The organism is Chromatium okenii (assembly GCF_016583745.1).
In the GTDB taxonomy this organism is placed as follows: Bacteria; Pseudomonadota; Gammaproteobacteria; order Chromatiales; family Chromatiaceae; genus Chromatium; species Chromatium okenii.
Map to the genome: position 1 here is coordinate 15556 of NZ_NRRQ01000009.1, position 24077 is coordinate 39632.

Annotated in this window: 25 protein-coding genes; 18 read left to right on the forward strand and 7 right to left on the reverse strand. The window is 55.1% G+C overall.

Translation table 11 applies throughout. The features are described from left to right. Nucleotides 1-106 precede the first annotated feature (106 nt). The gene (locus CKO12_RS04750; protein WP_242466211.1) at nucleotides 107-1486 is read left to right on the forward strand and encodes a diguanylate cyclase domain-containing protein; all 1380 of its coding nucleotides are present in this window, start codon (nucleotides 107-109) and stop codon (nucleotides 1484-1486) included. Nucleotides 1487-1609: 123 nt separating this feature from the next. Here the strand turns inward: CKO12_RS04750 and CKO12_RS04755 are convergent, their stop codons facing one another. From CKO12_RS04755 to CKO12_RS04770, 4 genes are all read right to left on the reverse strand, one after another. Then, nucleotides 1610-2137, reverse strand: a complete 528-nt coding sequence (locus CKO12_RS04755) for a Spy/CpxP family protein refolding chaperone (protein ID WP_200153591.1) — start codon at nucleotides 2135-2137, stop codon at nucleotides 1610-1612. A gap of 105 nt (nucleotides 2138-2242) precedes the next feature. Continuing rightward, nucleotides 2243-2596 carry a BON domain-containing protein gene (locus CKO12_RS04760; protein WP_200153655.1) on the reverse strand — a complete coding sequence of 118 codons (354 nt, stop codon included), beginning with the start codon at nucleotides 2594-2596 and terminating at the stop codon, nucleotides 2243-2245. Between the two features lie 136 nt (nucleotides 2597-2732). Continuing rightward, the gene (locus tag CKO12_RS04765) at nucleotides 2733-2891 is read right to left on the reverse strand and encodes a DUF3309 family protein (protein WP_476695832.1); all 159 of its coding nucleotides are present in this window, start codon (nucleotides 2889-2891) and stop codon (nucleotides 2733-2735) included. 138 nt (nucleotides 2892-3029) lie between these two features. Further along, a complete protein-coding gene (locus tag CKO12_RS04770; protein WP_200153593.1) occupies nucleotides 3030-3206 on the reverse strand; it encodes a CsbD family protein in 177 nt (58 codons plus the stop codon). Nucleotides 3207-3505: 299 nt separating this feature from the next. On the opposite strand from CKO12_RS04770, the gene CKO12_RS04775 reads away from it, so the two are divergent. Next, complete coding sequence (locus tag CKO12_RS04775; protein ID WP_338032696.1) at nucleotides 3506-4645, forward strand: phospholipase A; 1140 nt, start codon at nucleotides 3506-3508, stop codon at nucleotides 4643-4645. Between the two features lie 139 nt (nucleotides 4646-4784). Here CKO12_RS04775 and CKO12_RS04780 read toward each other — a convergent pair whose 3' ends face one another. Continuing rightward, entirely contained in the window at nucleotides 4785-5348 is a 564-nt protein-coding gene (locus CKO12_RS04780) for a lipid-binding SYLF domain-containing protein (RefSeq protein ID WP_200153594.1), read from the reverse strand. A gap of 231 nt (nucleotides 5349-5579) precedes the next feature. Between CKO12_RS04780 and CKO12_RS04785 the strand changes: the two genes are divergently transcribed. The 14 genes from CKO12_RS04785 to CKO12_RS04850 all read left to right on the forward strand — a co-directional run bounded on the left by CKO12_RS04785 (nucleotide 5580) and on the right by CKO12_RS04850 (nucleotide 18969). Further along, the gene (locus CKO12_RS04785; protein ID WP_207146262.1) at nucleotides 5580-6221 is read left to right on the forward strand and encodes an IS607 family transposase; all 642 of its coding nucleotides are present in this window, start codon (nucleotides 5580-5582) and stop codon (nucleotides 6219-6221) included. Further along, nucleotides 6218-6721, forward strand: a complete 504-nt coding sequence (locus tag CKO12_RS04790; protein ID WP_200153596.1) for a hypothetical protein — start codon at nucleotides 6218-6220, stop codon at nucleotides 6719-6721. Before CKO12_RS04785 ends, CKO12_RS04790 begins: the two co-directional genes overlap by 4 nt. Before the next feature lie 143 nt (nucleotides 6722-6864). Then, nucleotides 6865-8022 carry an efflux RND transporter periplasmic adaptor subunit gene (locus CKO12_RS04795; protein ID WP_200153597.1) on the forward strand — a complete coding sequence of 386 codons (1158 nt, stop codon included), beginning with the start codon at nucleotides 6865-6867 and terminating at the stop codon, nucleotides 8020-8022. Between the two features lie 195 nt (nucleotides 8023-8217). Next, nucleotides 8218-11922, forward strand: coding sequence for an efflux RND transporter permease subunit (locus CKO12_RS04800; protein WP_242466213.1), 3705 nt, complete (start codon nucleotides 8218-8220; stop codon nucleotides 11920-11922). Next, the gene (locus tag CKO12_RS04805; protein WP_207146263.1) at nucleotides 11919-12206 is read left to right on the forward strand and encodes a hypothetical protein; all 288 of its coding nucleotides are present in this window, start codon (nucleotides 11919-11921) and stop codon (nucleotides 12204-12206) included. Before CKO12_RS04800 ends, CKO12_RS04805 begins: the two co-directional genes overlap by 4 nt. A 20-nt stretch (nucleotides 12207-12226) precedes the next feature. After that, nucleotides 12227-12991: a LolA-like protein gene (locus CKO12_RS04810; protein WP_200153599.1), complete on the forward strand. Its 765-nt coding sequence runs from the start codon at nucleotides 12227-12229 to the stop codon at nucleotides 12989-12991. 35 nt (nucleotides 12992-13026) lie between these two features. Next, nucleotides 13027-13659: a nucleotide-binding protein gene (locus tag CKO12_RS04815; protein ID WP_200153600.1), complete on the forward strand. Its 633-nt coding sequence runs from the start codon at nucleotides 13027-13029 to the stop codon at nucleotides 13657-13659. 19 nt (nucleotides 13660-13678) lie between these two features. Next, nucleotides 13679-14191: a hypothetical protein gene (locus CKO12_RS04820; RefSeq protein ID WP_242466212.1), complete on the forward strand. Its 513-nt coding sequence runs from the start codon at nucleotides 13679-13681 to the stop codon at nucleotides 14189-14191. 80 nt (nucleotides 14192-14271) lie between these two features. Then, nucleotides 14272-15546 (forward strand): glutamate-5-semialdehyde dehydrogenase, encoded by a 1275-nt coding sequence (locus CKO12_RS04825; protein ID WP_200153602.1) that lies wholly within the window; start codon nucleotides 14272-14274, stop codon nucleotides 15544-15546. A gap of 180 nt (nucleotides 15547-15726) precedes the next feature. Continuing rightward, a complete protein-coding gene (locus CKO12_RS04830; RefSeq protein WP_200153603.1) occupies nucleotides 15727-17184 on the forward strand; it encodes an NAD(P)/FAD-dependent oxidoreductase in 1458 nt (485 codons plus the stop codon). Nucleotides 17185-17223: 39 nt separating this feature from the next. Next, complete coding sequence (locus tag CKO12_RS04835) at nucleotides 17224-17382, forward strand: hypothetical protein (RefSeq protein ID WP_200153604.1); 159 nt, start codon at nucleotides 17224-17226, stop codon at nucleotides 17380-17382. 19 nt (nucleotides 17383-17401) lie between these two features. Further along, nucleotides 17402-18031, forward strand: a complete 630-nt coding sequence (gene nadD, locus CKO12_RS04840) for a nicotinate-nucleotide adenylyltransferase (protein ID WP_200153605.1) — start codon at nucleotides 17402-17404, stop codon at nucleotides 18029-18031. A gap of 41 nt (nucleotides 18032-18072) precedes the next feature. Next, nucleotides 18073-18429, forward strand: a complete 357-nt coding sequence (rsfS, locus tag CKO12_RS04845) for a ribosome silencing factor (protein ID WP_200153606.1) — start codon at nucleotides 18073-18075, stop codon at nucleotides 18427-18429. A 3-nt stretch (nucleotides 18430-18432) separates the two neighbouring features. Then, entirely contained in the window at nucleotides 18433-18969 is a 537-nt protein-coding gene (locus CKO12_RS04850; RefSeq protein ID WP_200153607.1) for a dihydrofolate reductase, read from the forward strand. Here CKO12_RS04850 and CKO12_RS04855 read toward each other — a convergent pair. Next, on the reverse strand, nucleotides 18945-19781 hold the full coding sequence (locus tag CKO12_RS04855) for a symmetrical bis(5'-nucleosyl)-tetraphosphatase (protein WP_200153608.1): 837 nt from the start codon (nucleotides 19779-19781) through the stop codon (nucleotides 18945-18947). The genes CKO12_RS04850 and CKO12_RS04855 overlap by 25 nt on opposite strands. 448 nt (nucleotides 19782-20229) lie before the next feature. Between CKO12_RS04855 and CKO12_RS04860 the strand changes: the two genes are divergently transcribed. Continuing rightward, complete coding sequence (locus tag CKO12_RS04860) at nucleotides 20230-21192, forward strand: Gfo/Idh/MocA family protein (protein ID WP_200153609.1); 963 nt, start codon at nucleotides 20230-20232, stop codon at nucleotides 21190-21192. A 67-nt stretch (nucleotides 21193-21259) separates the two neighbouring features. Here the strand turns inward: CKO12_RS04860 and CKO12_RS04865 are convergent, their stop codons facing one another. Further along, nucleotides 21260-21610, reverse strand: a complete 351-nt coding sequence (locus tag CKO12_RS04865) for a PilZ domain-containing protein (RefSeq protein ID WP_200153610.1) — start codon at nucleotides 21608-21610, stop codon at nucleotides 21260-21262. 298 nt (nucleotides 21611-21908) lie between these two features. Here CKO12_RS04865 and glgX point away from each other — a divergent pair, with 298 nt between their 5' ends. Beyond that, the gene (gene glgX / locus CKO12_RS04870; RefSeq protein WP_200153611.1) at nucleotides 21909-24020 is read left to right on the forward strand and encodes a glycogen debranching protein GlgX; all 2112 of its coding nucleotides are present in this window, start codon (nucleotides 21909-21911) and stop codon (nucleotides 24018-24020) included. Nucleotides 24021-24077 lie beyond the last annotated feature (57 nt).

Consider the following 24077-nt stretch of genomic DNA (forward strand, 5'->3'; position numbering starts at 1 on the left):
GAATTCAACGCACCCCGCTGATTTCTGCCCGCTGCCGCCACCGAACCTGCGCCAGCGGGCGAAAACGCGACTTGCCACTTAGGTGAACTCAGGAATGGACGCCATCATGTCCGAGACAAATGAACAGCTAGTTCACGAATTGCGCGTCCACCAGATTGAACTGGAGATGCAAAACGAGGAGCTGCGTCGCACCCAAGAAGCGTTGGCATGGTCGTATACGCGTTATTTCGACCTCTACGACCTCGCCCCCGTAGGCTATCTCACCCTCACTGATGCGGGACTGATTAAAGAGACGAATCTTGCCGCCGCCACCCTGCTGGGCACCTCGCGGGGCAGCTCGGTTGGGATGCCGCTAACGCGCTTTATCCTCCCCGCCGATCAGGACATTTATTACCACTGCCGCCGCCAGAAGTGCAGCGCCGGCGAGCGCAAATCCTGCGAGCTGCGCTTGCAGCAGGTGTCTGGGCAACAGCAGGTCTGGGTTTTTTTAGAAATTGGCTTGGGATTAGAGATGCAGGGCAGTCAACCACTTTGGCGGCTTATTCTGATTGACATCAGTGCGCGTAAATACAGCGAGCAGGCGCTGCTCGACATCAAAGAACGGTTACGGCGGGTAGCGGAGATTGCGGAATTAACGTTTTGGGAATGGGATGTGTACACCAATCAGGTGTTTTTTCCGCCCGAATGGTGGCAGCAAACCGGCTATGCCCTTGAAGAATTGCCGCATCAACTGGATGAGTGGGCGGCTTTGCTGCATCCCGAAGATCGGGTGCGGATTCTCGATGATCTTGACCGGTTCATGGAGACGTATGCCGCGCCGTGCGAGATGCAATACCGGCTAAAGTGCAAGCGCGATATTTATCGCTGGTTCGTCGCCCGTTTGGAGGCGATTTTGGACGCCCAAGGCGTGCTGAGACGGGTGCTGCTGGTGCATCAGGATGTCACCCGGCGCAAGGCATCCGAGGATCGGGCGATTTATCTGGCACAACACGATCCTCTGACTGGTCTGCCCAGTCGCGCCTTACTTGACCAACTCGCCAATCACATGCTGGCGAGCGCCCGGCGGGCAAGTGGTCATCTGGCGGTGTTGTTTTTCGATCTGGATCATTTTAAGTCGGTCAACGACACCTACGGCCATCCGGTGGGTGATCAGCTCCTACAGGGTTTTGCGAATCGGCTGCTGGACGCTTTCCGCGCTGAGGATTTGATTGCTCGGCTCGGCGGCGACGAGTTCATCGTCGTCTTAGCGAATATCCGCGACCGTGAAGATGTGGCGAGCGCGGCGCGAGGTGCAATCGCAGACTTGACGCCCGCTTATCTGCTCGCGGGGTTAGAACTGCGCTGTCTTCCCAGTCTTGGCATCAGCCTGTTTCCGCAAGATGGCGACACCATCGACGCGTTAATCAAACGTGCGGATGCTGCCATGTATCGCGCCAAGCAGATCAGTCCCGGTCGGTATCAGTTTGCGAGCGAAGCACTCGTTTAACGCGCCCGGCGGTATTTCAGCGGAGATCGCGCCAGCGCGGACACGACAAAAATGCCGCTACCGGGCACCTTGTCTCATCGCTGCCTCAAAGCTGAGGCAGCAAAACTGCGTTGCCTGCGACGTTTAGCGGTCGCCGCCAGAACGTTTCCGATCCTTGAGATTCGTGCGCTGCTCATCGGTCAGAACTGCCGCAATGCCCTCACGCAGTTGGGTGCGGGTCATTTCTGGATTCGTCCGCTGCGCATCAAATAACACCTTGATCTGAGCGACTTGATCGTCGGTGAGATCAAGCCGGTCGGTCATCCGATCCAGATCATGCTCCATGCGCGTCTGCATGATCTCCTCACGTTTAGCCCGCTGGATGTCCGTCAACACGGCAGTAATCTGTTTGCGGGTATCCACACGTTGCAGATCACGCTGCGCCTGTTCAGCTGCCATGATCTTGTGAATCTCCGTTTGCTGTACCTCAGTCAGATCAAGGTCTTTAGCCATCCGATCAATGTATGTCCCAACGCGCTGCGTAGGATCAGGACGCCAGCCTTCGTCGGAGCGGGCATAAACCGCGTCAGCACCCACGAGCGATGCGCCAAGAAGTAGGCTGGTGACGGCGGTGATGCTCGTGAGTCCAGTACGAATGCGATGCTGATTCATGGTGAGGATTCCTTAAATGGTGTCTTAGATGATGGCTCAATCAACCTCTGAGCCGATGAGCATCCCTGCTCGGTGGTGCTGCCTTCCGTGTTGGGCTTGACCTGCTTATTTGAGAATCAGGCGATTCTCGACCGAGGTCACATTCTGGGTACCGCGAGCCAAATCCACTGCCCGGTTGATACTCAACTGCGCATCAAGCGTGCCGCTCAACGTCACGACACCGCCTGTGGTGGCGACGTGAATCTGAAAAACTTTCAGCGTCGGATCGCCCAAGATTTCCGCCTTGATCTTGGCGGTGATTCCCGCGTCGTCCATGTAGTCTCCAGTGCGTTCAGCTTCCCCGCTCAATGACGCCTTCGCTGCATCCAGCTTGTCGCTGGCGGTTGCAGCCGCTCGATCCAATTTTTCCCCAGCTTTTTCAGCCGTTCCTTGCTGCTCACAGCCGACGACTCCAAGCATGGCTGATAAAAAAGCGATCAAAAATAGACTCTTCGACGCACTCAACGGCAGACGATCTGTTGTGATTCTCATAGGTGAACCTTGGTACTGAAATGTGAACAATGTGAGCGAATGGCTACTCAATACGTCATCGCGTTTATAAGCGTCCAAGCAATAAAAGAACGAATACAATGAGCAAAACTGTTCCGATTACGCCGCTCGGCGCATAGCCCCAACTCCGACTATGTGGCCAAGTTGGAATTGCGCCCAACAGCAGTAAAATGAGAACGATGAGTAAAATGGTGCCCAGTGAAATAGTCATAATGGCACTTCCATTAAAGTCATTAAAAAGTTTGATTGCAAACCACACCAAAACGGCATGGTCTGAACCCTTGGCAGTGCCAATTCACGCCCGCAACGCGGCGGCGCGAGCGCGAGTTGGTACAGCGATAGATCAGTGGTCATCCTTGCTATTTTTTTTACGATCACCAACGCTTGCCTGAATCTTGCCAGCGTTTTTTTGAACCTTACCTCTAATCTCCAGCGCGTCATTGCCAACTGCTTTGCCGGCAACTTCCTTCACCTTGCCTTTCGCTTCTTCATAGCGACCTTTGACTTGTTCTTTGTTCATTGAAACTCTCCTGAACGGTGAATTGAGAACGACTTGAGCGTGGAATGCTGTTTCCCACTGCTCAATTCACACACTACGCTTCATAAGCGAACGTGCTCGGTGCGGCATCGCACATAAGCCAATTCTTTATTTTTTGATGCGATGCCGTATAAAAAGCATCGGAGGTCTTTATTGAGGATGATTGATAATCGGCGTGGTTACGAAGCGGCTGATAACACGCGGCGGAGAGGTTGATAAACGGTTAGATCGCCGCGCTCTGTGCGTTAGCGAACAGACATTGACTGGATGGTGAGCGTAGTGTGGCGAGCCTTATTATCGTCCCGCTGGCAGATGTCCAGTTTTTGACACTCGGGTTGGGACGCGCTCGCCAACAGAGAAAACGACTGATGTTCAATCAAATACATCAAAATAATTGGATGCTGACCGCATTGATTGCAGCCGCGCTTGTCATCGGTTCAGCAGTCGCTGTTCCCTCGCTGGCGCACGCAGCACCAGATGATGCTGACTGTGCGGCGATGACAGTTGACCGGGTGCGGCTTGCCTGTTACGACCGGGCGAGCAGAGAGCGCGATCTCGTGCAACCGCGCCCACCATTGGCATTTCGGCAGCCGGTGCCCGAGCCAGCAGCGGTCACTGCCCCGGCGTCCTTGATTGATGCAGCGTGGAGTTTTGATCCTGCCTCCCCCCGTTACATGGTCAATCTGTACCGCCCTAACTATCTATTATTTGGGCGCTATACCGACCGAGTTAACGAACGCCCATCCTCGCCTTTGCTTGATCCTGCTGAGGTTCCGCGCCAAGAGCTTGACCCCATCGAGGCACGTTTTCAGGTCAGTTTCAAAGCGCGACTTTGGACGCTTGCTGACCGCCGCTTGAGTATCTGGGGCGCTTACACCCAGCAGAGTCACTGGCAAATCTACAACGGAGAACTCTCGCGTCCGTTCCGCGAAACCAACTACATGCCGGAGCTGATAGTCAGCTATCGACCCGGTCTCGCGTTTGGCGGATTCAATTGGCGCTTGTTGAATGTCGGTCTCAATCACCAGTCCAACGGTCGTTCTGATCCCACCTCGCGGAGCTGGAATCGTGTAATCGCGGAACTTGGGATCGAGCGGGGCAACTTCGCCCTGTTGATTAGACCTTGGTATCGCATCGAAGGAGACGCCAATGAGGACGACAATCCAGACATCCTTGATTATTACGGACACGGCGACATCACCGCTGTCTACAAATGGCACGGTCAGAGCGTCACACTGATGGGGCGCGGCAATCCGAACACCGACAAGGGCGCTGCCCAATTCACTTGGACTTCCCGTCCGCTTCTTGGTCCCTTGCGTGGATATGTCCAAGCCTTCACGGGCTACGGGGAAAGTTTGATTGATTACAACTGGAAGCAAAGTTCAATTGGCGTGGGCGTGATTTTGAGCGATTTGCTTTAAGCGGCACCTTGGCGGTGACTGAATAACGATTTGGAGCGGTTGGTTCGTTCGTTGCGTCCCGTTGGAATGAAAAAAACCAACGGGTTTTGAAAATTGTCCGCGAGCATTCTCAGCCCGCAGTCAATTCAATGCGGTCAGATCAACGTCTAATGGGGGTGATTTTCGTCCCTTCGATGCTGAGACCGACCATGAGACCCTGCTGATCGAAAATGAAGGCGTAGGCATCATCCTTTAATGTCGTTGAGGACAGATTCTTGGCGGCTCCTTCATCTAAAACGACCAAGGTTGGCCCAACTCCGATTTCCCAGCCTTCCGATTTGTCCAGATAGCTCAACGTCTTGTCGTTCATAAGAAAGACGACATAGCTGTAGGATTGAGCGCCAACCTGCCAGCCCCAAGACGCAGATACCGAGTTGTAGTAGCCGGCAACCTTATCGCCTTTCGTCAGAACGCCTTCGCCATAACTGCCGCCGAAAACGAGCCCAGCCTTGACGACACTCGGAAACACCAAGACTGCCCGCGCCGTCTTCGCGATTGCAGCGACTGCGGGATTGGTTTTATACAAGAGCTGTAACGCTTGGGTAGCGTCTCGATTCAGATCGTCCGCCGTCGCAGCAACTGCCTGACCGCCGATTGTGGCTAGTGACACAGTGGCGGCTGCCACGAGCAGGAAACGTGTCATTACGCGTCGTAAATTATTCATGTGTCTATCCTTTCGTGGTTCTGGATGGAAGAAGGCGGTTGGGAACAAGTGACATCAGCGCGACATCCGTGACCGTCATTCATTGAATCCGTCTCCTCCGACCGCGGCGGAGGTTTCTGAATGTCAAACACGAGAATAAGCAGAACCTTGCGCACGTTCTGTTCGCTGGCGTACAGAGCAGCAGGAAAAATCAAGCGCGAAATTGAATGCGAAAAAGTTACAGCATAGTAAATGATATGCTATGCTTTATTGAGTAACGTTACTCATTGCTTATGGCATGAAACCCCTATGTACATTCCAAGTAGAGAAGCTGCAAAAAGGCTTGGTTGCCACCCCTGTACGCTCAGAAAATGGGCAGATGCGGGCAAAATCCCGCATATTCGCACCAGCAGCGGACAGCGCCGCTACGACGTTGACGCCTACCTCCGCATCCAACCCCAGCGCGTTATCATTAGCTATTGCCGCGTGTCTTCATTCAAACAGCGCGATGATCTTGACCGCCAAGTTCAATTCATGCGCGAGAAATATCCACAAGCAGAACTCATTAAAGACATTGGTACTGGACTCAATTTCAAAAGAAAAGGGCTTAACAGCATTTTGGAACGCGCACTGCGCGGCGAGTGCATCCAACTTGTAGTTGCCCACCGTGATCGACTGGCAAGATTTGGCTACGAACTCATTCAACAAATTATTGAGCACAACGGCGGAGAACTCGTGATTCTCGACCAATCTGCTCACTCGCCAGAGCACGAACTTACCAAAGACTTATTCAATATCCTTCACGTTTTTTCATGTCGAATGCCCGGACTCAAAAATTATAAAAATCAAGTTAATCAAGCTCTCAGCGACGCGCAAGCAGAAAAAGATATTTGAGTATTGGATGGCTGTTTTTCGTTATGTTTTTAGTTGGACAATTGATTTTATTCGCTCGTGTCAAAATTGGATGGCAAATAATAATTAGCACGGCGGGACGTAACATTCAAGCAAAGACGGTGCGTTCGCTGCTCAGTTTTTCCCATTACCGTTTTAAGCAATCCATTAAATATAAAGCATTTGAATTCAGTAAACGTGTCGTAATGTCAACGACACATACGCCGGCGGAGCAAATTTTATTCTGCTCTTATTCGGTGCATGAATTGATCGTGATTGAGTCGGTGCGCGTCATTTCTTTATTACGCGCTTTGGTAGCTATGCGGATTGGCAGTTGCGCATCACTGAGCATTACGCAGCAATGCGCAATAAAAAATATCGGTTTACAGGCTCTCAGCAGAGAGAATCATGGTTTAGCGCACGCGGTTACTGATCCAGCAGATCAATGCGTTGACCACGCCTATGTCCAGCATCAAACAGACTTTTCAGGTGGGTCATGTTAGGATTTTGAGCATTGAAGTCATCGTGACGTCGCTTTAAATGCAGATCATCGCCCGCGTCGCAACGCTAAATCCAATACATCTAAGCATTGAAAAAAATCAGCGGGCATTTGGACTTAACAAAAAAGTATTTGGTGTGTTATTCGATGAAAATCAAAAAAAAGAGTTTGTGTGCTGCTTGCTTACTTGCCCTTTGCGGTGCTGCGCCACTGAGTTGGGCGGAATTACCCGCAGCGGGCGACGTTTTTATCGTTCAACAAGCGCCCGATGCGCCAACGGTCTCACTCGGTGGCACGGTGGTCGCCTATAAAGAGGTGACGCTGGCAGCGCAGGTGCCGGGGCGCGTGACCTTCATTGCTGGGCGCGAGGGCGATCATTTTGAAGAGAGCAAGCGCTTGGTGACGCTTGGCGATGAGGAATTGTTAGCGCAACGGCGGGCGTTATTGGCGCAACTGGCGAGTGCCGAGGCGCAATTGCGCAATGCCGATGTGCAATACGGACGTGAAATGGACTCACCGCAATCGCGTACTGCGCCCGGTGGCATGGGTTTACCAAATTTGTTTGACCAGATGTTCACCCGCCCGGCGGAAAGTTTTATGGGTGATCGGGATCGCGGGACAGAACGCTCGGCGGATTTGTTTGCAGCGGGAATTCAGGTGCAGTCCGCCCGCAATACGTTGTTGCAGTTGCAAGCCGAAGTGCAGGCGCTGGATGCCAAACTTCGGGACGCCCGCAGCATCGCGCCTTTTGGTGGCGTGATCGTGAAGAAGTGTGTCGAAGTCGGCGACACGGTGCAGCCCGGACAACCGTTGCTCACCTTTGCGGATGTCGACTATCTCCAAGTGGAGGTCGAAATCCCCGCGCGCCTGCGCGGCGGTTTGAAAGAAGGGCAGATGGTGCAGGCAGAATTGGACCCGGCGGGGCAGCGGGTGCCAGCGCGGATTGCGCACATCTTCCCGATGGCCGATCGTGAGCGTCACACGGTGAAGATCAAGTTTGATTTGCCGCAGGGCGTGTCGGAGCCGGGCATGTATGCGCGGGTGCTGGTGCCCGATGAGACAGCGACGACCGGCACCATTCCGATCATTCCCACCGCAGCGGTGCGTTACAACGGCAGCTTGCCGGGCGTGTATGTGTTGAGTGACAGCGGCGAACCGACGTTGCGCTTGATTCGCGTCGGTGAAGCAGTGAGCGCAAGCATGGTGACGGTGTTAAGCGGGCTGAAAGTGGGCGAGCGCGTGTTGACCAATCCGGGTCCCAATGTCAGCGCGGGCTGGGCAAAGGACATGGGCACGCTGCGGTGATGACCACCGCCAACTGCTTCACTGCCAACCGTCTCGCTTGCCTAGCTCGCCTAGCTTGCCTAGCTCGCCTAGCTTGCCTAGCTCGCCTAGCTTTCAACTGACCACCGCCGGAGTGATTCAATCGTGACCGCTCATTTGCAACCGCCCCTCACGCCACCCGAACTCCCCGAACGCACGCCGCCAGATGACGCCTATTTGGGCCTTGCTGGACGCGCCGCCCAGTTTTTCATCCGCTCGCCGCTCTCACCGCTGTTTTATGTCGCCATGCTGTTAATGGGGATCATGGGACTGCTGCTGACACCGCGTCAGGAAGACCCGCAGATTTCGGTGCCGATGATAGACATCATGATTCAGTACCCCGGCGCGTCCGCGCAGCAGGTGACGAATCTCGCCGCGCAGCCGCTGGAGCGGATCATGAGCGAGATTCCGGGCATCAAACATGTCTACTCGGTCTCGCAGCGTGGGCAAGGCGTCGTCACGGTGGAGTTTGAGGTTGGGCAAAAAATGGGGCCGTCGTTGATCAAGGTGAACGACAAGCTCGATTCCAATCTGGACAAGGTGCCACCGGGCATGTTGCCGCCGCTGGTGAAGAGCAAAGGCATTGACGATGTGCCCATCGTCACGCTCACGCTGTGGTCAAAAGACCTCGATCAAGATGGCGCACCGGATGTCGATGATGGGCAGTTGCGGCTGTTGGCGCAGGACACCTTGCAGGCGCTCAAGCAGGTCAAAAATACCGGCAATGCCTTCATCGTCGGCGGGCGGCGCGAGCAGGTCACCATTAACGTCGCGCCGGAGCGGTTGTCGGGCTATCACATCAGCCTCGATCAGATCGCGCAAACGCTCAAAAGTGCGAATGCGGAAACGCTGGCCGGCGGTGTGGAAACCAGCGGCGCCCATTTCACCGTCACGACCGGCGCGTTTTTGACTGGCGTGGAGGACATTCGCCGCCTCGTCGTCGGGACGTTCAACGAGATGCCGGTGTATCTGCGCGACGTTGCCGAGGTCACGCTGGGCGCAGAAGATTCCGCGCAGTTGGTCGCTTATTACACCGGGCCGGCGGCGGAAATCCCCCCCAGCCCCCCTTTTTCTAAGGGGGGAGATGACACGGCGACGCGAGCGGATGGGCGTCCTGCCGTCACCATCGCCATTGCCAAAAAGGAATTAACCAACGGCGTCACCGTCGCGCAGGCGTTATTGGAGCGCGTGGAAGAACTGAAAGGCACCCGCATTCCCGCCAACGTCGCGGTCAGCGTCACCCGCAATTACGGGCAATCCGCCGATCAAAAAGTCTCCGAGCTGATTCTGAAATTGATCAAAGCCACTTCGTTTGTGGTGATTTTGGTGCTGCTGGCATTCCGGGCGCTGCGCCCCGCCATCGTGGTGATGCTGGTGATTCCAGTCGTCTTATTTATGACCGTGTTTGTCGCGTGGGTCGGCAACTTCACCATTGACCGCGTGAGTTTATTTGCCCTGATTTTTTCCATCGGCATTCTGGTGGACGACGCCATCGTGGTGATTGAAAACATCTACCGGCGCTGGCTCGCCAACGGCTGCACCGATGAAGAGACGGCGGTGGATGCAGTGCGCGAAGTCGGCAATCCCACCATTTTGGCGACCTTCACCGTGATCGCCGCCCTGCTGCCGATGGGCTTTGTCAGCGGGATGATGGGGCCGTACATGGCACCGATTCCGGTGCTCGGTTCAGTGGCGATGTTCATCTCGCTGTTCGCCGCGTTCGTGTTCACGCCGTATCTGGCGATTTCCAACTGGCTGCGGCCGTCGATGCGCTACCTCAAAGCCGCTGAACTCCGCGAGCACCGTGACGCCGAGCGGATGGAAACCTTCTTCCGCCGCATCCTCACGCCGCTGATCGCAGACCCGCGCAAGCGCCGCAATTTCCGGCTGGTGCTGTGGGGCACGTTGGCGCTGGCGTGCTCGTTGTTCTATTTCCAAGGGGTCGCAGTGAAGATGATGCCGCTGGATAACAAGCCAGAGTTTTCGGTGGTGATTGATCTGCCGGAAGGCACCGCGTTACCGGTGACGGCGAATCTGGCGCAGCGGATGGCGGAGACCTTGCGCACCCTGCCGGAGGTGGTCGCCATTCAGCTTTATGCCGGCACGGCGCGGCCGTTCGATTTCAACGGGATGGTGCGGCATTACTATTTTCGCCAAGAACCTTGGCAGGGTGAATTGCAGGTGCAGCTCACCGATAAACATGACCGCGATCGCACGAGCCACGAGATCGCCACCCAAGCGCGAGAGCTGGTGCGGGAGTTGGCGCAGCAGGCGGGAGCGACGATTGCTGTCGTCGAAATGCCGCCGGGGCCGCCGGTGCTGCAATCAGTGGTGGCGGAAATTCACGGCCCCACGCCGGAGCTGCGCCGTCAGTTTGCGCGGGATGTCACTGCTGTTTTTGCGGAAGCTGAGAGTGCGCGGGATGTCGATAATTATCTGCGGACGCCGTATGACTATTGGCGCTTTGAGGTGGACACGGAAAAGGCGGTACGGCGCGGGATTGCGGTGGACACCATCAACCGCAATTTAGCGATGGCGTTGGGCGGGGTGCCGCTGGGCGACATCAAGCAGCAGGCGGGGCGGCAAAGTGGACACGAGCCGATTCAGATCGTGTTGCAGGTGCCGCTGGCGGAGCGGTCACAAATTCACCGGCTGGGCGATGTGCCGATCACGGCGAGCGCCGGCACGGTGCCGTTGAGCGAGCTGGGGCACTTTCAGCGCACGCCAGAAGAAGATTTGATTTTTCACAAGGATTTACGTCCGGTGGAATATGTCGTTGCTGACGTGGGCGGGCGGTTGGCGGCGCCGGTGTACGCGATGTTCCAGATTCAAGATTTGTTGGCTGCGCGTGACTACACCGCGCCGGATGGCAGTAAGCCCGCCGGGGGATTTGAGCCCCCCTTAGAAAAAGGGGGGTTGGGGGGATTTGAAGATGCGTTTTTCTGGCTCGGCCCACCGCCAGATGATGCGCGGTTGTCATGGGAATGGGCGGGCGAGTGGACGGTGACGTATGAAACCTTCCGCGATATGGGCGCGGCGTTCGTGGTCGCGCTGGTGTTGATTTACATCTTGGTGGTGTGGGAATTCGGCAATTTCCGCATCCCGCTGGTGATCATGGCACCGATTCCGCTGACCTTGCTGGGCATCATTCCGGCTCATGCGGTGATGTTTGCGCTGGGGCTGGGCGGCGAATTCACCGCGACGTCGATGATTGGCTGGATCGCGTTGGCGGGCATCATCGTCCGCAATTCGATTTTGCTGGTGGATTTTGCGCTTCACGACATCCAAAACGGCGTGGCGGTTGATGAGGCGATGATCCGCGCCTGCAAAATCCGCACGCGCCCGATCTTAATCACCGCTTTCGCGCTGGTCGCTGGCTCGAGCGTCATCATCACTGACCCGATTTTTCAGGGCATGGCGATCTCGCTGTTGGCCGGCGTCTTGGTGTCAACCGTGTTGACCTTGATCGTGATTCCGCTCGGCTGCGTGGCGGCCAGTAAAGATATGTGCGCGGTTGCCAGCGCTCACGCGCCCGGCGTGGCGTTGCCGTGTCGGTTGCAAACGGCGCTGGCGGGCGCGCAACCACGCGGAATCTGGGGCTGGATGGGTCAGTTAGTGCTGCTGCTGTTTGACGCAGTGCGCGGAATCGGCTTGTTGCTGTTGGACGGCGTGAAAGGCGTGTTACCACGTTCGGAAGCGCCCCCACCGGCGCGGAAGCCAGCACCAACACCTGCGGAGACTGCGGTTGAGGTGGCAGAAGACGTTGCACCGCCTGCTGCTGAACCCGAACCGGTAGCAAAAGCAGCGGCATCTGCTAAAAAACCACCTCGGCGCGGTATCCGCCTCAAAACGGATGATGATGCGGACGCGGATCACAGTTGACGGTGCTCATGCCGCGCTGGTGCTGGCTGGCGTGGGGACTGCTGGCGCTCGGAAGCGTCAGCGCCGCCCCGCCGCCAGTTTCAGCACCAGCGGCAGCGGATTGGCGCGATTGGTCACTGCCGCCGGTACCGGCAGCGCAGGAAGTGCCAGCGGAGCATGAGTATCGTTTTCGCGGTGATCCGCGCCGACAGACGCTGCCGCATGATCCCGCCGGTTATCACTTTCGTCCTTTATCAGAATCAGAACAGCGCCGCTCACCCGCCGTTTGGCGTCCACTGCACTAGCGCATCACGAGAGAAAAACCATGAACATTCAAGCCTTAACCTCATTCACGCTGCTGTTTGGTGCCGCAATTATTGGCACGGCGAATGCCGCCGAGCCGGTGCAATTTGCCGCAGAAATGGTCAGCAGCGGGCCGGATAGTGCGCCCACAACCGGCAAGATGTTTGTCGGCGCGGGGCGCGTGCGGGTGGAGCTGGAACAAAACGGGCAACAGATCGTGCGCATCAGCGATCAAGCGCGACGCGCCGACTGGGTGTTGTTTCCCCAACACAAAGGCTATTTAGAACGCAGTGCGCCTGCTGGTGAAGTCGCGCCGGTGCCGGCGCCGCCGTCGGCGGAACACGATCCTTGTGACGGGCTGCAAGCGGTGACTTGCCGCCGCGTGGGAGTCGATCAAGTGGCGGGACGGGCGGCGGTGCAATGGGAAATGAGCGTGACCCGCGAGGGTAAAACCTTGACCGGCACGCAATGGTTGGATGTCGAACGCGGTTTGCCATTGAAATATGCAATGCCGAATGGACAAGCAATGGAATTAAAACAACTCGGCACGGAAACAATTGCAGGTCGCGCTGTAGAAAAATGGGAAATGACCGTGACCATGCCCAATCAAACGCCAGTACGCACTTTGCAATGGTTTGATCCGGTATTAAAACTCGCGGTGCGCGAAGAATTCACTGGTGGCAATGTCCGCGCCTTGCAGCAGATTACACTGGGCAAGCAACCGGATGAATTATTCCAAATTCCAGCGGATTACACGCGCTTGGAAACACCGCCAGCAGCGCAATAACAATTCAGTTTTTTATTTCATTACAGCACATCACCATGATTACGATTGTTGGTAGTTTGAAAGGCGGATCAGGCAAAAGCACACTGACATTTAATTTAGCGGTGTGGCTCACGCTGGCGGAAAATAAGGTGCTGGTGGTGGACGCCGATCCACAGGCGACGCTGTTGGATGTCATTGACGTGCGGCGGGAAGAAAACTGGACGCCTGCGCTGCAAGCACTTGATTGTAAAGCATTAACTTCAGAAAAGTTGCGGCAAGCAAGTGAAACGCTGATTGATGTTGGCGCAGCGGACATGGAGAGTATGCGTTTGGCATTGACACTCTGTGATCGGGTGGTGGTGCCAGTGCCGCCCTCGCAAGCAGATTTATGGTCAACGCAGCGTTATTTACATTTCATTGCCGCGATTGAACGTGAAAAACCGCTCGAAATTATTGGCTTTATCAATCGCGGCGACACGCATCACTCAATACAGGAAACGAATGAAACTGCTGCGGCGTTGATTGCGTTACCTGGAATTCGTTTTATTAAATCGCGCCTCTCTCAGCGCACCGTGTTTCGTCGTTCTTTTAGCGAAGGATTAGCGGTGTTTGAACTCGAACCACGCGGCAAGGCGGCGCACGAGTTCATGGGTTTAGCGGCGGCACTTTATCCGCATCTTGTCAGCTAGGTTCATTATGACAACTGAAATGCCCACGTCTGAAGACCTCAAAAACCCTGCACATTTAGATGCCCTCAATTCTACCGCTACGGATTCTCAGCTTAATGCGTTTGCAATTGATCGTCTCTCGCAAGCCTTTGAAACCAGCGCCAAACGCTGGGAATTGATTGTCTATCCAACGCTATTTGCGTTCATTATTCTGGCTGCTTACGGCTTTTATTTAATTTTTAGTTTAGCCAAAGACATGCACTATCTCACTGTCAGCGTCGATACGAATATGACCACCATGGCCAATAACGTCAAAATGATGTCAGAAAGCGTGGTACTGATGAGTAATAACGTGCGCACGATGTCCGGCAATGTGGAGTCAATGGCGCAAAATGTGAATACGTTGGAGCCAATGTTAGTCAGCATTCAAAATATGGATCGCTCAATGCAAAGTATGACGCTGGCAACGACATCAATGCGCAATGACTTGGCAGTGATGAATCAAAATATCAGCCGCCCGATGAATTTTATGAACAACATGATGCCTTGGTAGTTCTTTTTAATACGAATCCTGTTTAATGCGATTGTGTAACTCAATCCACTTTTCTATTCACCGACCTCAAAAATCTGAATATGACTGACACCTCAATCTCTGATATTGCCACCTATATGAATGATCTTGGGCAGCGAGCGCGGATTGCTGCTCGTGTGATAGCGCAAGCACCGACAGGTCAAAAAAATACTGCATTGTTGGCGATTGCTGACGAATTAAATCATCACCGTGACCTGATTATGCACGCCAATCAACTTGATTTGGCAGCAGGCGCAGCAAAGGGATTAGATGCGGCATTATTAGATCGCCTTGCGCTGACCCCAGCACGAATTGATGCCATGATTGACGGGGTGCGCGAAATTGCCGCTTTACCTGATCCCATTGGTGCAATTACTGATCTCAATAATCGTCCATCGGGAATTCAAGTTGGGCGAATGCGCGTTCCGCTGGGTGTAATTGGCATTATTTATGAATCGCGCCCCAATGTGACGGTGGACGCTGCGGCGCTGTGTTTGAAATCGGGCAATGCAACCGTGTTGCGCGGTGGCTCAGAATCTTTCGAGTCAAATCAGGCACTTGCTCGCTGCATTCAGCAAGGTTTAGCGCACGCTGCGTTGCCAATGGACGGGGTGCAGGTGGTCGCAACCACTGACCGGGCGGCGGTCGGGGCGTTGGTGACAATGCCCAAATATGTTGATGTGATTATTCCACGCGGTGGTAAAAGTTTAATTGAACGCATTAGCCACGAAGCGCGGGTGCCGGTGATTAAACATTTAGATGGTATCTGCCATGTTTATATTGATGCGGCAGCGGATTTGAATAAGGCTTTTGCAATTGCGCTGAATGCAAAAACGCAACGTTATGGCACTTGTAATACGATGGAAACGCTATTGGTTGACGCTGCAATTGCTGCGGCAATTTTGCCGCGTTTAGCAACGGCATATCAAGAAAAAGGCGTTGAATTGCGCGGTTGTTTGCGTACCTGTGAGATCATTCCTGCGGCATTGGTCGCAACCGAAGTGGATTGGGATACTGAATATCTTGCGCCAATTTTATCCATTCGGATTGTAGATGGTATTGATACGGCAATTGCGCATATCGCGCAGCACGGTTCAGCGCATACCGATGCTATTGTGACGGAAGATTACACGCGAGCGCGGCAATTTTTGCGCGAAGTGGATTCCAGTTCAGTAATGGTAAATGCGTCAACGCGCTTTGCCGATGGTTTTGAATACGGTTTAGGTGCGGAAATTGGGATCAGCACTGATAAATTTCATGCGCGAGGGCCGGTCGGATTAGAAGGTTTAACCTCGGTAAAATTCATTGTGTTAGGCAATGGCGAGGTGCGCGGTTAAACGCTGCGCCGTTGTGAATACGGCAAGGTCGGTAGTTGCGAATATAAGCAGTTAATTCTAGTTCTCGACAAGAATGACGCATCTTGATAAAAATAGAACGGGGCATGAGTGCGACCGCAATTGCGCCGCTCATGTTGTCGTTATTTTGCCACCACGTTAGCAATTCTGGAGTTCTATTGTATGGCACGCATCGTCATTCTTGGCGCGGGTATTTCTGGACATACTGCTGCGCGTTATTTGGGAAAATGGATCGGTAAAAAACATCAGGTGATTGTGGTTTCGCCGAATTCTAAATGGAATTGGATTCCCTCCAATATCTGGGTTGGGATTGGAGAAATGACTGAGCGGCAGGTGACTTTTGAGTTGGCACCCGTCTATAAAAAGGTCAACGTTGAGTTCCGGCAAGCGAAGGCGCTGTCAGTTCATCCCGATGGCAATAGCGAACACGCCAAGCCATTCGTGACGATTGAATACACGGAATTGGCGCGTTCTGGTCAAACCGATACGGTTGAATACGATTATTTAATTAACGCGACCGGCCCAAAATTGAACTTTGGAGCGACGCCGGGATTAGGGCCGGAGACTGGTTATACGGTGTCAGTGTGTACGCCGGGTCATGCGTTAGAAGCGAATGCGCAATTACAAAAACAGATTGAAGCGATGAAGCAAGGTGCAGAACGCACCTTTGTCGTGGGTACCGGTCATGGCATGTGTACTTGTCAAGGTGCCGCTTTTGAATACATTTATAATATTGACCACGCGCTGCGCGAGGCGGGAGTGCGTGAACGCGGGCGTTTGGTGTGGATTAGTAATGAATATGAATTGGGTGATTTTGGTATGGGCGGTGTCCATATCACGCGGGGCGGTTATGTCACCAACGGCAAAATTTTTGCGGAATCGTTGATGGTTGAGCGCGATATGGAATGGATTACCCGCGCCCACGTTAGCAAGATTGAACCGGGCAAGATTCATTATGAATTGCTCGATGGCAGTCAGCATGAACTTGATTTCGATTTTTCAATGCTCATTCCACCATTTGCGGGCGTGGGTTTGAAAGCCTTTGATGCCGCTGATGCCGATATGACCGATCAACTTTTTGCGCCCAATGGCTTTATGAAGGTGGATGCAGATTACAATCCAAAAGCTTTTGAGGATTGGAGTAAAGCAGATTGGCCGCGTACTTATCAGACCCCGCGCTATAAAAACATCTTTGCAATCGGTATTGCTTTTGCGCCGCCGCATCCGATTAGCAAGGTGATGAAAAGCCCCAGCGGTGTGCAAATTAGTCCGACGCCGCCGCGTACTGGAATGCCATCAGCAACGATTGGAAAAGCAGTGGCTGAGAGTATTCGGGACATGTTGAAAGGTGCGCCAGAACCGACGCACACTGCGTCAATGGGTGAGATGGGCGCAGCTTGTGTTGCTTCCACAGGTTCGCATATTTTCAAGGGCACGGCGGCGACGATGACGGTATTCCCAGTGGTGCCTGATTACGATACTTATCCTGAATATGGACGGGATATGAATTTGACGTTTGGTGAGATTGGGTTGGCGGGACATTGGATGAAATACATCCTGCATCACGTCTTTATTTATCAGGCAAAACTGCGGTTTGGTTGGTCATTTCTTCCTGATTGATTTTTCAGCGCGTCTCATCATTCACCGGAGTGCAATATCATGGCTGCAAAGAATAAAGAACCCTATCAACAGGCATATTATCCACCAGTGCCCACGCCTTGGGTGCGTTATATGCGCACGTCGTTTACTTGGCAATTTTATCGTTTTTGGGTGATTAACCTAAAAATTCTGAAATTGCTGTTAAAATCACACAATTGATGGTGGTGTGATTGCGGCAATGATCGGAATTCTTGGCGGCACCTTTGATCCCATTCATTTTGGGCATTTACGCCCGGCGTTGGAATGCCGCCAAGCATTAGATTTGCAGGAAATCCGTTTAATTCCATTAAAGGTGGCGGTGCATCGCCCGCAACCCATTGCCACTGCGGCGCAACGCTTACAATTGTTAGCCGCAGCAATTCGTGAACAAGCCGATTTTGTTGTGGATACCCGCGAATTAGATCGCTCCGGCAGTTCCTTTTCAATTGATACGTTAACGGCATTGCGGGCTGAATACGGCGCGACAATGCCGTTGTGTTTATTATTGGGTGCTGATGCGTTTGCGCATTTTTTAACGTGGCGGCGTCCCCACGATTTGCTCAAGCTCGCGCATTTAGTAGTAATGACGCGCCCGCACAGCGCGGCAGTGACGGAGCCGGCGCTGGTGGCGTTGGAGCGCCAGCACGGTACGACCGCACCTGCGGCACTCGCTGCGGCACCTGCGGGATACATTTTCCGGCAGGCGGTGACGCCGCTTGCCATTTCTTCGACGCAGATTCGCCAGCTCATTGCGAGCAGTTTGAGTCCGCGTTATCTCCTGCCCGAGGCGGTGTTGGCGCTGATTGAGCGCGAGCGGTTATATCGCTGATCACCGCGCCTTTTTGTTTTTTTCGCAATTGAGACAACTACATGCACGTTGAAGAGTTACACCAATTGGTGCTCACGGCGCTGGACGATATGAAAGCGCGGGATGTGACCGTGCTGGATGTGCGCGGGCAAACCGCGATTACCGATTACATGATTGTGGCGTCCGGCACCTCGGATCGGCACGTCAAGGCGATTGCGGAAACCGTCGCCTTTCGTGCCAAGGATGCTGGCGAAACGCCGCTCGGCAGCGAAGGGCTGGCGCAGGGCGAGTGGGCGTTGGTTGACCTCAACGGCGTGGTGGTGCATGTGATGCAGGCGAAGGTGCGCGAGTTTTATCACCTCGAACGGCTGTGGTCGGTGCCACCAGCCACGTCGTTAGCGAAGGCGAGCGCGGAATAACCGGTGCGCTCCAGTCCATCATTCACGCTGATTGCGGCGGTCGCGGCGGATAACGTGATTGGGCGCAATAACGCGCTGCCTTGGCATTTACCGGCAGATTTGGCGCATTTCAAACGGTTAACGCTCGATCACACCATCGTGATGGGGCGACGGACGTGGGAATCGCTGCCCGGCGTGCTCCCGCGTCGCCGCCATCTGGTGTTATCGCGTGATCCGCATTTTTACGCGGCAGGAGCGGAGGTGGTGGATTCGCTGGCCGCAGCGGTGACGGCCGCAGGCGCGGTGGCAGAATTGATGGTGATTGGCGGCGCGACGCTGTACGCGGAAACCTTGCCGCTGGCAACGCGCCTCTGTTTGACCCAGATTCACGGGCACCTTGACGGCGATGCGTGGTTTCCTGCGTGGGATGCGACGCAGTGGCAGTTAGTCAGCCAGAGTGAACAGCCCGCCGATGAGCGCAACGCCTTTGCGATGACCTTTCTGGAGTGGCGACGCGGCGCTGCTGCCAGCATTGTTCAGTCCTCGCCCGGCACGACATAACCCGCACACTGCCGCTGTATTGGCAGCAATGGCAGCGGCTCCACCCGCAGCGCCGTCAACGCCCCGCCCCACAAACAACCGCTGTCAATCGCCCACACGTTCTCGCCCGCGTAATAACCCAGCGTTGACCAGTGCCCAAAAATGATGCGGTCAGCGCGGGTGCGGCGCTGTGGCACCTGAAACCAAGGCACCAGACCGGGTGTTTGGCTGCCGATCTCGCCCTTTTCTTTCAGCGCCAGCCGTCCGTCAGCACTGCAAAACCGCAACCGCGTCAAACAATTGACAATAAACCGCAGCCGTTCCAGCCCCCGCAATTCCGGCGACCACCGTTCTGGTTGATTGCCGTACAGCGCCAGCAAGAATGTTTGATAATTCTCCCCGCGCAGCGCCGCCTCCACCTCGGCAGCGGCGGCGCGGGCGTCTGCCAGCGTCCACTGCGGCGGCAGCCCGGCATGAATCAGCGTCAACTCACGTTCGGCGTCATGGTGAAGCAGCGGGCGCTGGCGCAGCCAATGCAGCAGCTCTTCTCGATCTGGGGCAGTGAGCACGGCATCAAGGTTGCTTTTATGGGCATATTTCAAGTTGCCGGCGGCGAGTGCGAGCAAGTGCAAATCGTGATTGCCCAAGACCACGACAGCAGCAGCGCCCAGCTCGCGGACAAAGCGCAGCACCGCCAGCGAGTCTGGCCCGCGATTGATGAGATCGCCGACGAACCACAGCCGGTCATGCTGCGGATCAAAGGCAAGTTGGTCGAGCAGCGCCCACAGCTCGCGGGCGCAACCTTGAATGTCACCGATGGCATAAAGAGACATAACGGGTTAATCGGCGCGGCTGAGGTCAGTTTGAACAGCAATAGACAGCGCCAAAATGCGGCGCTTTCCTATTGGTAAAAATGACGCAAATTGGTATTGACTTTGCGTTAGAATTTTGATTGAAAGCGCAGGCATTTAACGGCTCCAATGCGGATCAAAGGTCTATTTTTGGGTGGTGAAATTCACATCTTTCTAATTATTTGATCGCGTTGTATCATCTTTTTAACAGTTTACTCGAAGCGACCATCACCATGCTTATTCCTTCCAAACCACAACGGCGAAAGCCAGACCCGTTTATGGTGCTACTCCTGTTTGTCTCAATTGGGATGTGCGTGACCCTGACATATCAGGTCATGCTCTATTCCGGTGCCAGTGACTATCCCATCGCCATCCAAACGCCGGTACCTGCCCCGGCAGCGGTAGGCGGTTGAGACGGTCGCAGAAAGTGATGTCAATCTCTCGTGCCTCACGCCTGCGGGTGGGCGTCATCGGCGTCGGCTATCTCGGCCGCTTCCATGCCTTGATTTATTCACGGCTGGCGGCAGTCGAACTGGTGGGCGTGGTCGATACCGATCTCGCCCGCGCCCACGCCGTAGCGCGTGAAGCCGGTTGTGCAGTGTATGAACACGCTGCTGATCTCATGGCAGAGGTCGCGGCGGTGAGCGTGGTGGTGCCAACCACTGCGCATCTCGCCGTGGCGGCTCCGGCGCTGACCCGGGGCATTCACGTCTTGCTCGAAAAACCGATTGCGTCCACTGCTGCGGAGGGCGCAGAACTCGTGCGGCTGGCGGCAGCGCACGGCGCACTGTTGCAAATTGGTCACGTCGAACGCTTCAACGCCGGAGTGCTGGCGCTGGCGCAACAGATTGATTCTCCGCTGTATATCGAAGCCCAACGCATGGGCAGTTTTGTCGAACGGGCGACGGATGTCGATGTCGTGTCCGATCTGATGATTCACGATCTCGACATCATTTTGTCGCTGGTGCCTGCCGAGATCAGCAGCATCGCTGCGGTTGGCGCTGCGGTGTTGACATCGCATGTAGACATCGCCAATGCGCGGCTGGAATTTGCGAATGGCACCGTCGCCAACGTTGTCGCCAGTCGCGTCTCGGATCACACCACGCGGCGGATTCGCGTGTTTCAGCCGCAGCGGTATCTGTCGCTGGATTTCGTCGCGCAAACGCTTGATATTGCTGCACCGCAGATGGTGGCGGGAGCGCCGCGTCCCGATATTCAGCGCCAGCGGCTCCAGATTGAACCCATCAAACCGCTGGATTTGGAACTTGCCGAATTTGTGCGCTGCGTACAAACGCAGCAGCAGCCGCTGGTGGATGGGCGCACGGGCTTGAAAGCGTTGGAGGTCGCGCTGGAAGTGCAGGCGCGGATTGCCGCTACTGTGCCGCTTGACTGAGTTGTCAGTTGGCAGTTGTCAGTCACAACGGTGCTTTTTACTGACAACCGTCAACTGACAACTTTCTTCAATCGCCAGCCGCAGATTCTGGCGGATCGTCATCACCAAACTTGATCCCCAGCAAACAGCGTCCTTCCTCCTCCAAAGGGCTGACCCACATCACCACCCCGACCCGCGTGGTCACGCTCGGCCATTCCTGCACATTGCATTCAAATGACACCAGCAAGCGCGTGTGCAGCGGATAACAACGATCCGACCAGATGCGCATTCCGCCATCGCTAATATCCCGCGACGCGCTGTCATAACTGCATTTCACCGCTTCGCCGAGCGCAGCATCCATCGGTTTCAGTTGCACTTCACAGCCTTCCATCAGTGAGCGTTGATGCTGGCGGCGATTATCAAATTCGCTAGTTTCCATACACGATTCCACGAGTTTTCCACAATGAAAAAGCGCAACGAATAGAAGTCAACAATTTGTTTTGTATCAATTAACTTCGCATCGAACTGTACGCATCAACGCTATTTTACACCGCTCAATTCGGAGTTTTGAGCAACGCAGATGACGAATAACCTTGCGTGTTATGATGACATCATCATCCTGTTTCGGCCCCAGTTCGCAGATTTTGCAGATGATGGGTGGTGTTTCGCCCATGCAATCACTCTCGCTGTGGCAACCGACGCTTTAATTTTTCTCGCTTGACGCGCCTCCTGCCATGATGTCCGCTCTCCAGACCCCTTATGCCACGCTGCCCGGACGCCGTTATCCGCCGGGTGCCACCGTTGAAGACGACGGTGTTAATTTTTCCATTTTCAGTCGCCACGCCACCGGCGCTGAATTATTGCTCTATGCCAGCGCCAGCAGCGCCGAACCATTTCAAATCGTTCGGCTTGATCCGCAAGTCAATCACACCTTTTTTTCATGGCATCTGCTAGTGGTCGATTTGCCGCCGGGCACCCATTACACCTGGCGCATGGACGGCCCCAATCAGCCACAGGCGCACGGCTGGCGCTTTAATCCTGAGATCGAATTGGTTGATCCTTGGGCGCGGGCAATTAACACCTGCGACTGGCAACGCTTCCGGCGTTCGCGCACCGGCATTCAGCCCCACGATTCGCCCCGTGCTCTGGTGATCGCCGAAGAATACAACTGGGAAGGCGATGTCCCACTGCGGCTGCCGTCAGAACAAACGGTGATTTATGAGCTGCACGTCGGCGGCTTCACCAGCCATCCCAGTTCCGGCGTCACCCATCCGGGCACCTTTCTCGGCTTGATTGAAAAAATCCCGTATCTACAAGCACTTGGGATCACACACGTTGAATTGATGCCGATTATGGCGTTTGACGAGCAGGACGTGCCCGAAGCGGTCTGGGACGCGGGGCTGAAAAATTATTGGGGCTACAGCAGCTTCGGCTTCTTCTCGCCGCATCCCGGCTACTGCGTCACTCCCGAACGCGGCACCCATCTCAACGAATTCCGCGAAATGGTCAAGGCGCTGCACCGCGCTAAAATCGGCGTCATTCTCGACGTCGTGTTCAACCACACCAGCGAAGGCGGCAGCACCGGCCCGACCTTGACTTTCAAAGGCATCGGCAACGAGACCTTTTATTGCCTCGACACGCTGGATAAAGCGAAATATCTCGACTTCACCGGCTGCGGCAACACCGTCAACGCCAATCATCCCATCGTCGCCCATTTCATCGTCGACGCGCTGGAATACTGGGTGCGCGAGATGCACGTTGACGGTTTCCGCTTTGATCTCGCCAGCGCGATGGCGCGAGATGCGGACGGTCGCCCGATGGCCAATCCGCCGGTGCTGTGGGAAATTGAACTCTCAGACACGCTGGCGGCCGCCAAAATCATCGCTGAAGCGTGGGATGCCGCCGGGCTGTATCAGGTCGGTAGCTTTCCGGGCTATCGCTGGATGGAATGGAACGGGCGTTACCGCGACACCATTCGCCGTTTCGTGCGCGGCGATCCGGGGCTGGTGGCAGAAGTGGCGACGCGGCTGTCTGGCAGCAGCGATCTGTATCAAGCCAACCTGCGCCAGCCGATCAATTCGATCAATTTTGTCACCTGTCACGACGGTTTTACGCTGTGGGATTTGGTGTCCTACAACCGCAAGCACAATCACGCCAATTGTGAAAAAGACCGCGACGGCAGCGATGACAACCTGAGTTGGAACTGCGGCATCGAAGGCGACACCAACGATCTGCAAGTGCTGGCGCTGCGGCAGCGGCAGGCCAAAAATTTGCTGGCGCTGCTGTTTTTGAGCCAAGGCATTCCGATGATGCTGGCGGGAGATGAGGTGTTGCGCACCCAGCACGGCAATAACAACACTTGGTGCCAAGACAACGCGCTTGGCTGGTTTGATTGGACGCTGGTGGAGCGCAACGCCGAGATGCTGCGCTTTGTGCGCGGGCTGATTGCGCTGCGCAAACGTCATCCGAGTTTACGGCGGCGGCATTTTCTGTCCGGCCAGCCGCAGGCAGGATCAGATGTGCCGGATGTGGTGTGGCACGGCACCACGCTCAATGCGCCGGCGTGGGATGACCCGCTGGCAGCGACGCTGGCGCTGACCTTGGCTCCGGCACATCAAAGTGAGGCACCGCTGCACATCATGCTCAACATGGGTGATGCCGCGTGTCATTTTGAGCTGCCGCGTCTGCCGCAACTGCGCTGGCGGCTGGATCGCTGGCAGTTGGCGCTGGATACCAGTCGCGCCGCGCCGTTGGATGTCAGCGCCCCGGGCGATCAGATCACGGTGGATTTTGCGCCGCTGCTGGTACGCGCCCGCAGCGTCGTGGTGTTGGAAGGACGCAGCGCCTAGCGCGATCATTGCCGGGCGCTAAAACTGTATTGAGATCAATCGCTTCAATCACGATGA

Coding starts and splice junctions, on each gene's coding strand:
- CKO12_RS04750 (WP_242466211.1), top strand. CDS start 107: ATGTCCGAGACAAATGAACAGCTAGTTCACGAATTGCGCGTCCACCAG.
- CKO12_RS04755 (WP_200153591.1), bottom strand. CDS start 2,137: ATGAATCAGCATCGCATTCGTACTGGACTCACGAGCATCACCGCCGTC.
- CKO12_RS04760 (WP_200153655.1), bottom strand. CDS start 2,596: ATGCTTGGAGTCGTCGGCTGTGAGCAGCAAGGAACGGCTGAAAAAGCT.
- CKO12_RS04770 (WP_200153593.1), bottom strand. CDS start 3,206: ATGAACAAAGAACAAGTCAAAGGTCGCTATGAAGAAGCGAAAGGCAAG.
- CKO12_RS04780 (WP_200153594.1), bottom strand. CDS start 5,348: ATGAATAATTTACGACGCGTAATGACACGTTTCCTGCTCGTGGCAGCC.
- CKO12_RS04785 (WP_207146262.1), top strand. CDS start 5,580: ATGATATGCTATGCTTTATTGAGTAACGTTACTCATTGCTTATGGCAT.
- CKO12_RS04795 (WP_200153597.1), top strand. CDS start 6,865: ATGAAAATCAAAAAAAAGAGTTTGTGTGCTGCTTGCTTACTTGCCCTT.
- CKO12_RS04810 (WP_200153599.1), top strand. CDS start 12,227: ATGAACATTCAAGCCTTAACCTCATTCACGCTGCTGTTTGGTGCCGCA.
- CKO12_RS04815 (WP_200153600.1), top strand. CDS start 13,027: ATGATTACGATTGTTGGTAGTTTGAAAGGCGGATCAGGCAAAAGCACA.
- CKO12_RS04820 (WP_242466212.1), top strand. CDS start 13,679: ATGCCCACGTCTGAAGACCTCAAAAACCCTGCACATTTAGATGCCCTC.
- CKO12_RS04825 (WP_200153602.1), top strand. CDS start 14,272: ATGACTGACACCTCAATCTCTGATATTGCCACCTATATGAATGATCTT.
- CKO12_RS04830 (WP_200153603.1), top strand. CDS start 15,727: ATGGCACGCATCGTCATTCTTGGCGCGGGTATTTCTGGACATACTGCT.
- CKO12_RS04835 (WP_200153604.1), top strand. CDS start 17,224: ATGGCTGCAAAGAATAAAGAACCCTATCAACAGGCATATTATCCACCA.
- nadD (WP_200153605.1), top strand. CDS start 17,402: ATGATCGGAATTCTTGGCGGCACCTTTGATCCCATTCATTTTGGGCAT.
- rsfS (WP_200153606.1), top strand. CDS start 18,073: ATGCACGTTGAAGAGTTACACCAATTGGTGCTCACGGCGCTGGACGAT.
- CKO12_RS04855 (WP_200153608.1), bottom strand. CDS start 19,781: ATGTCTCTTTATGCCATCGGTGACATTCAAGGTTGCGCCCGCGAGCTG.
- CKO12_RS04860 (WP_200153609.1), top strand. CDS start 20,230: ATGTCAATCTCTCGTGCCTCACGCCTGCGGGTGGGCGTCATCGGCGTC.
- CKO12_RS04865 (WP_200153610.1), bottom strand. CDS start 21,610: ATGGAAACTAGCGAATTTGATAATCGCCGCCAGCATCAACGCTCACTG.
- glgX (WP_200153611.1), top strand. CDS start 21,909: ATGTCCGCTCTCCAGACCCCTTATGCCACGCTGCCCGGACGCCGTTAT.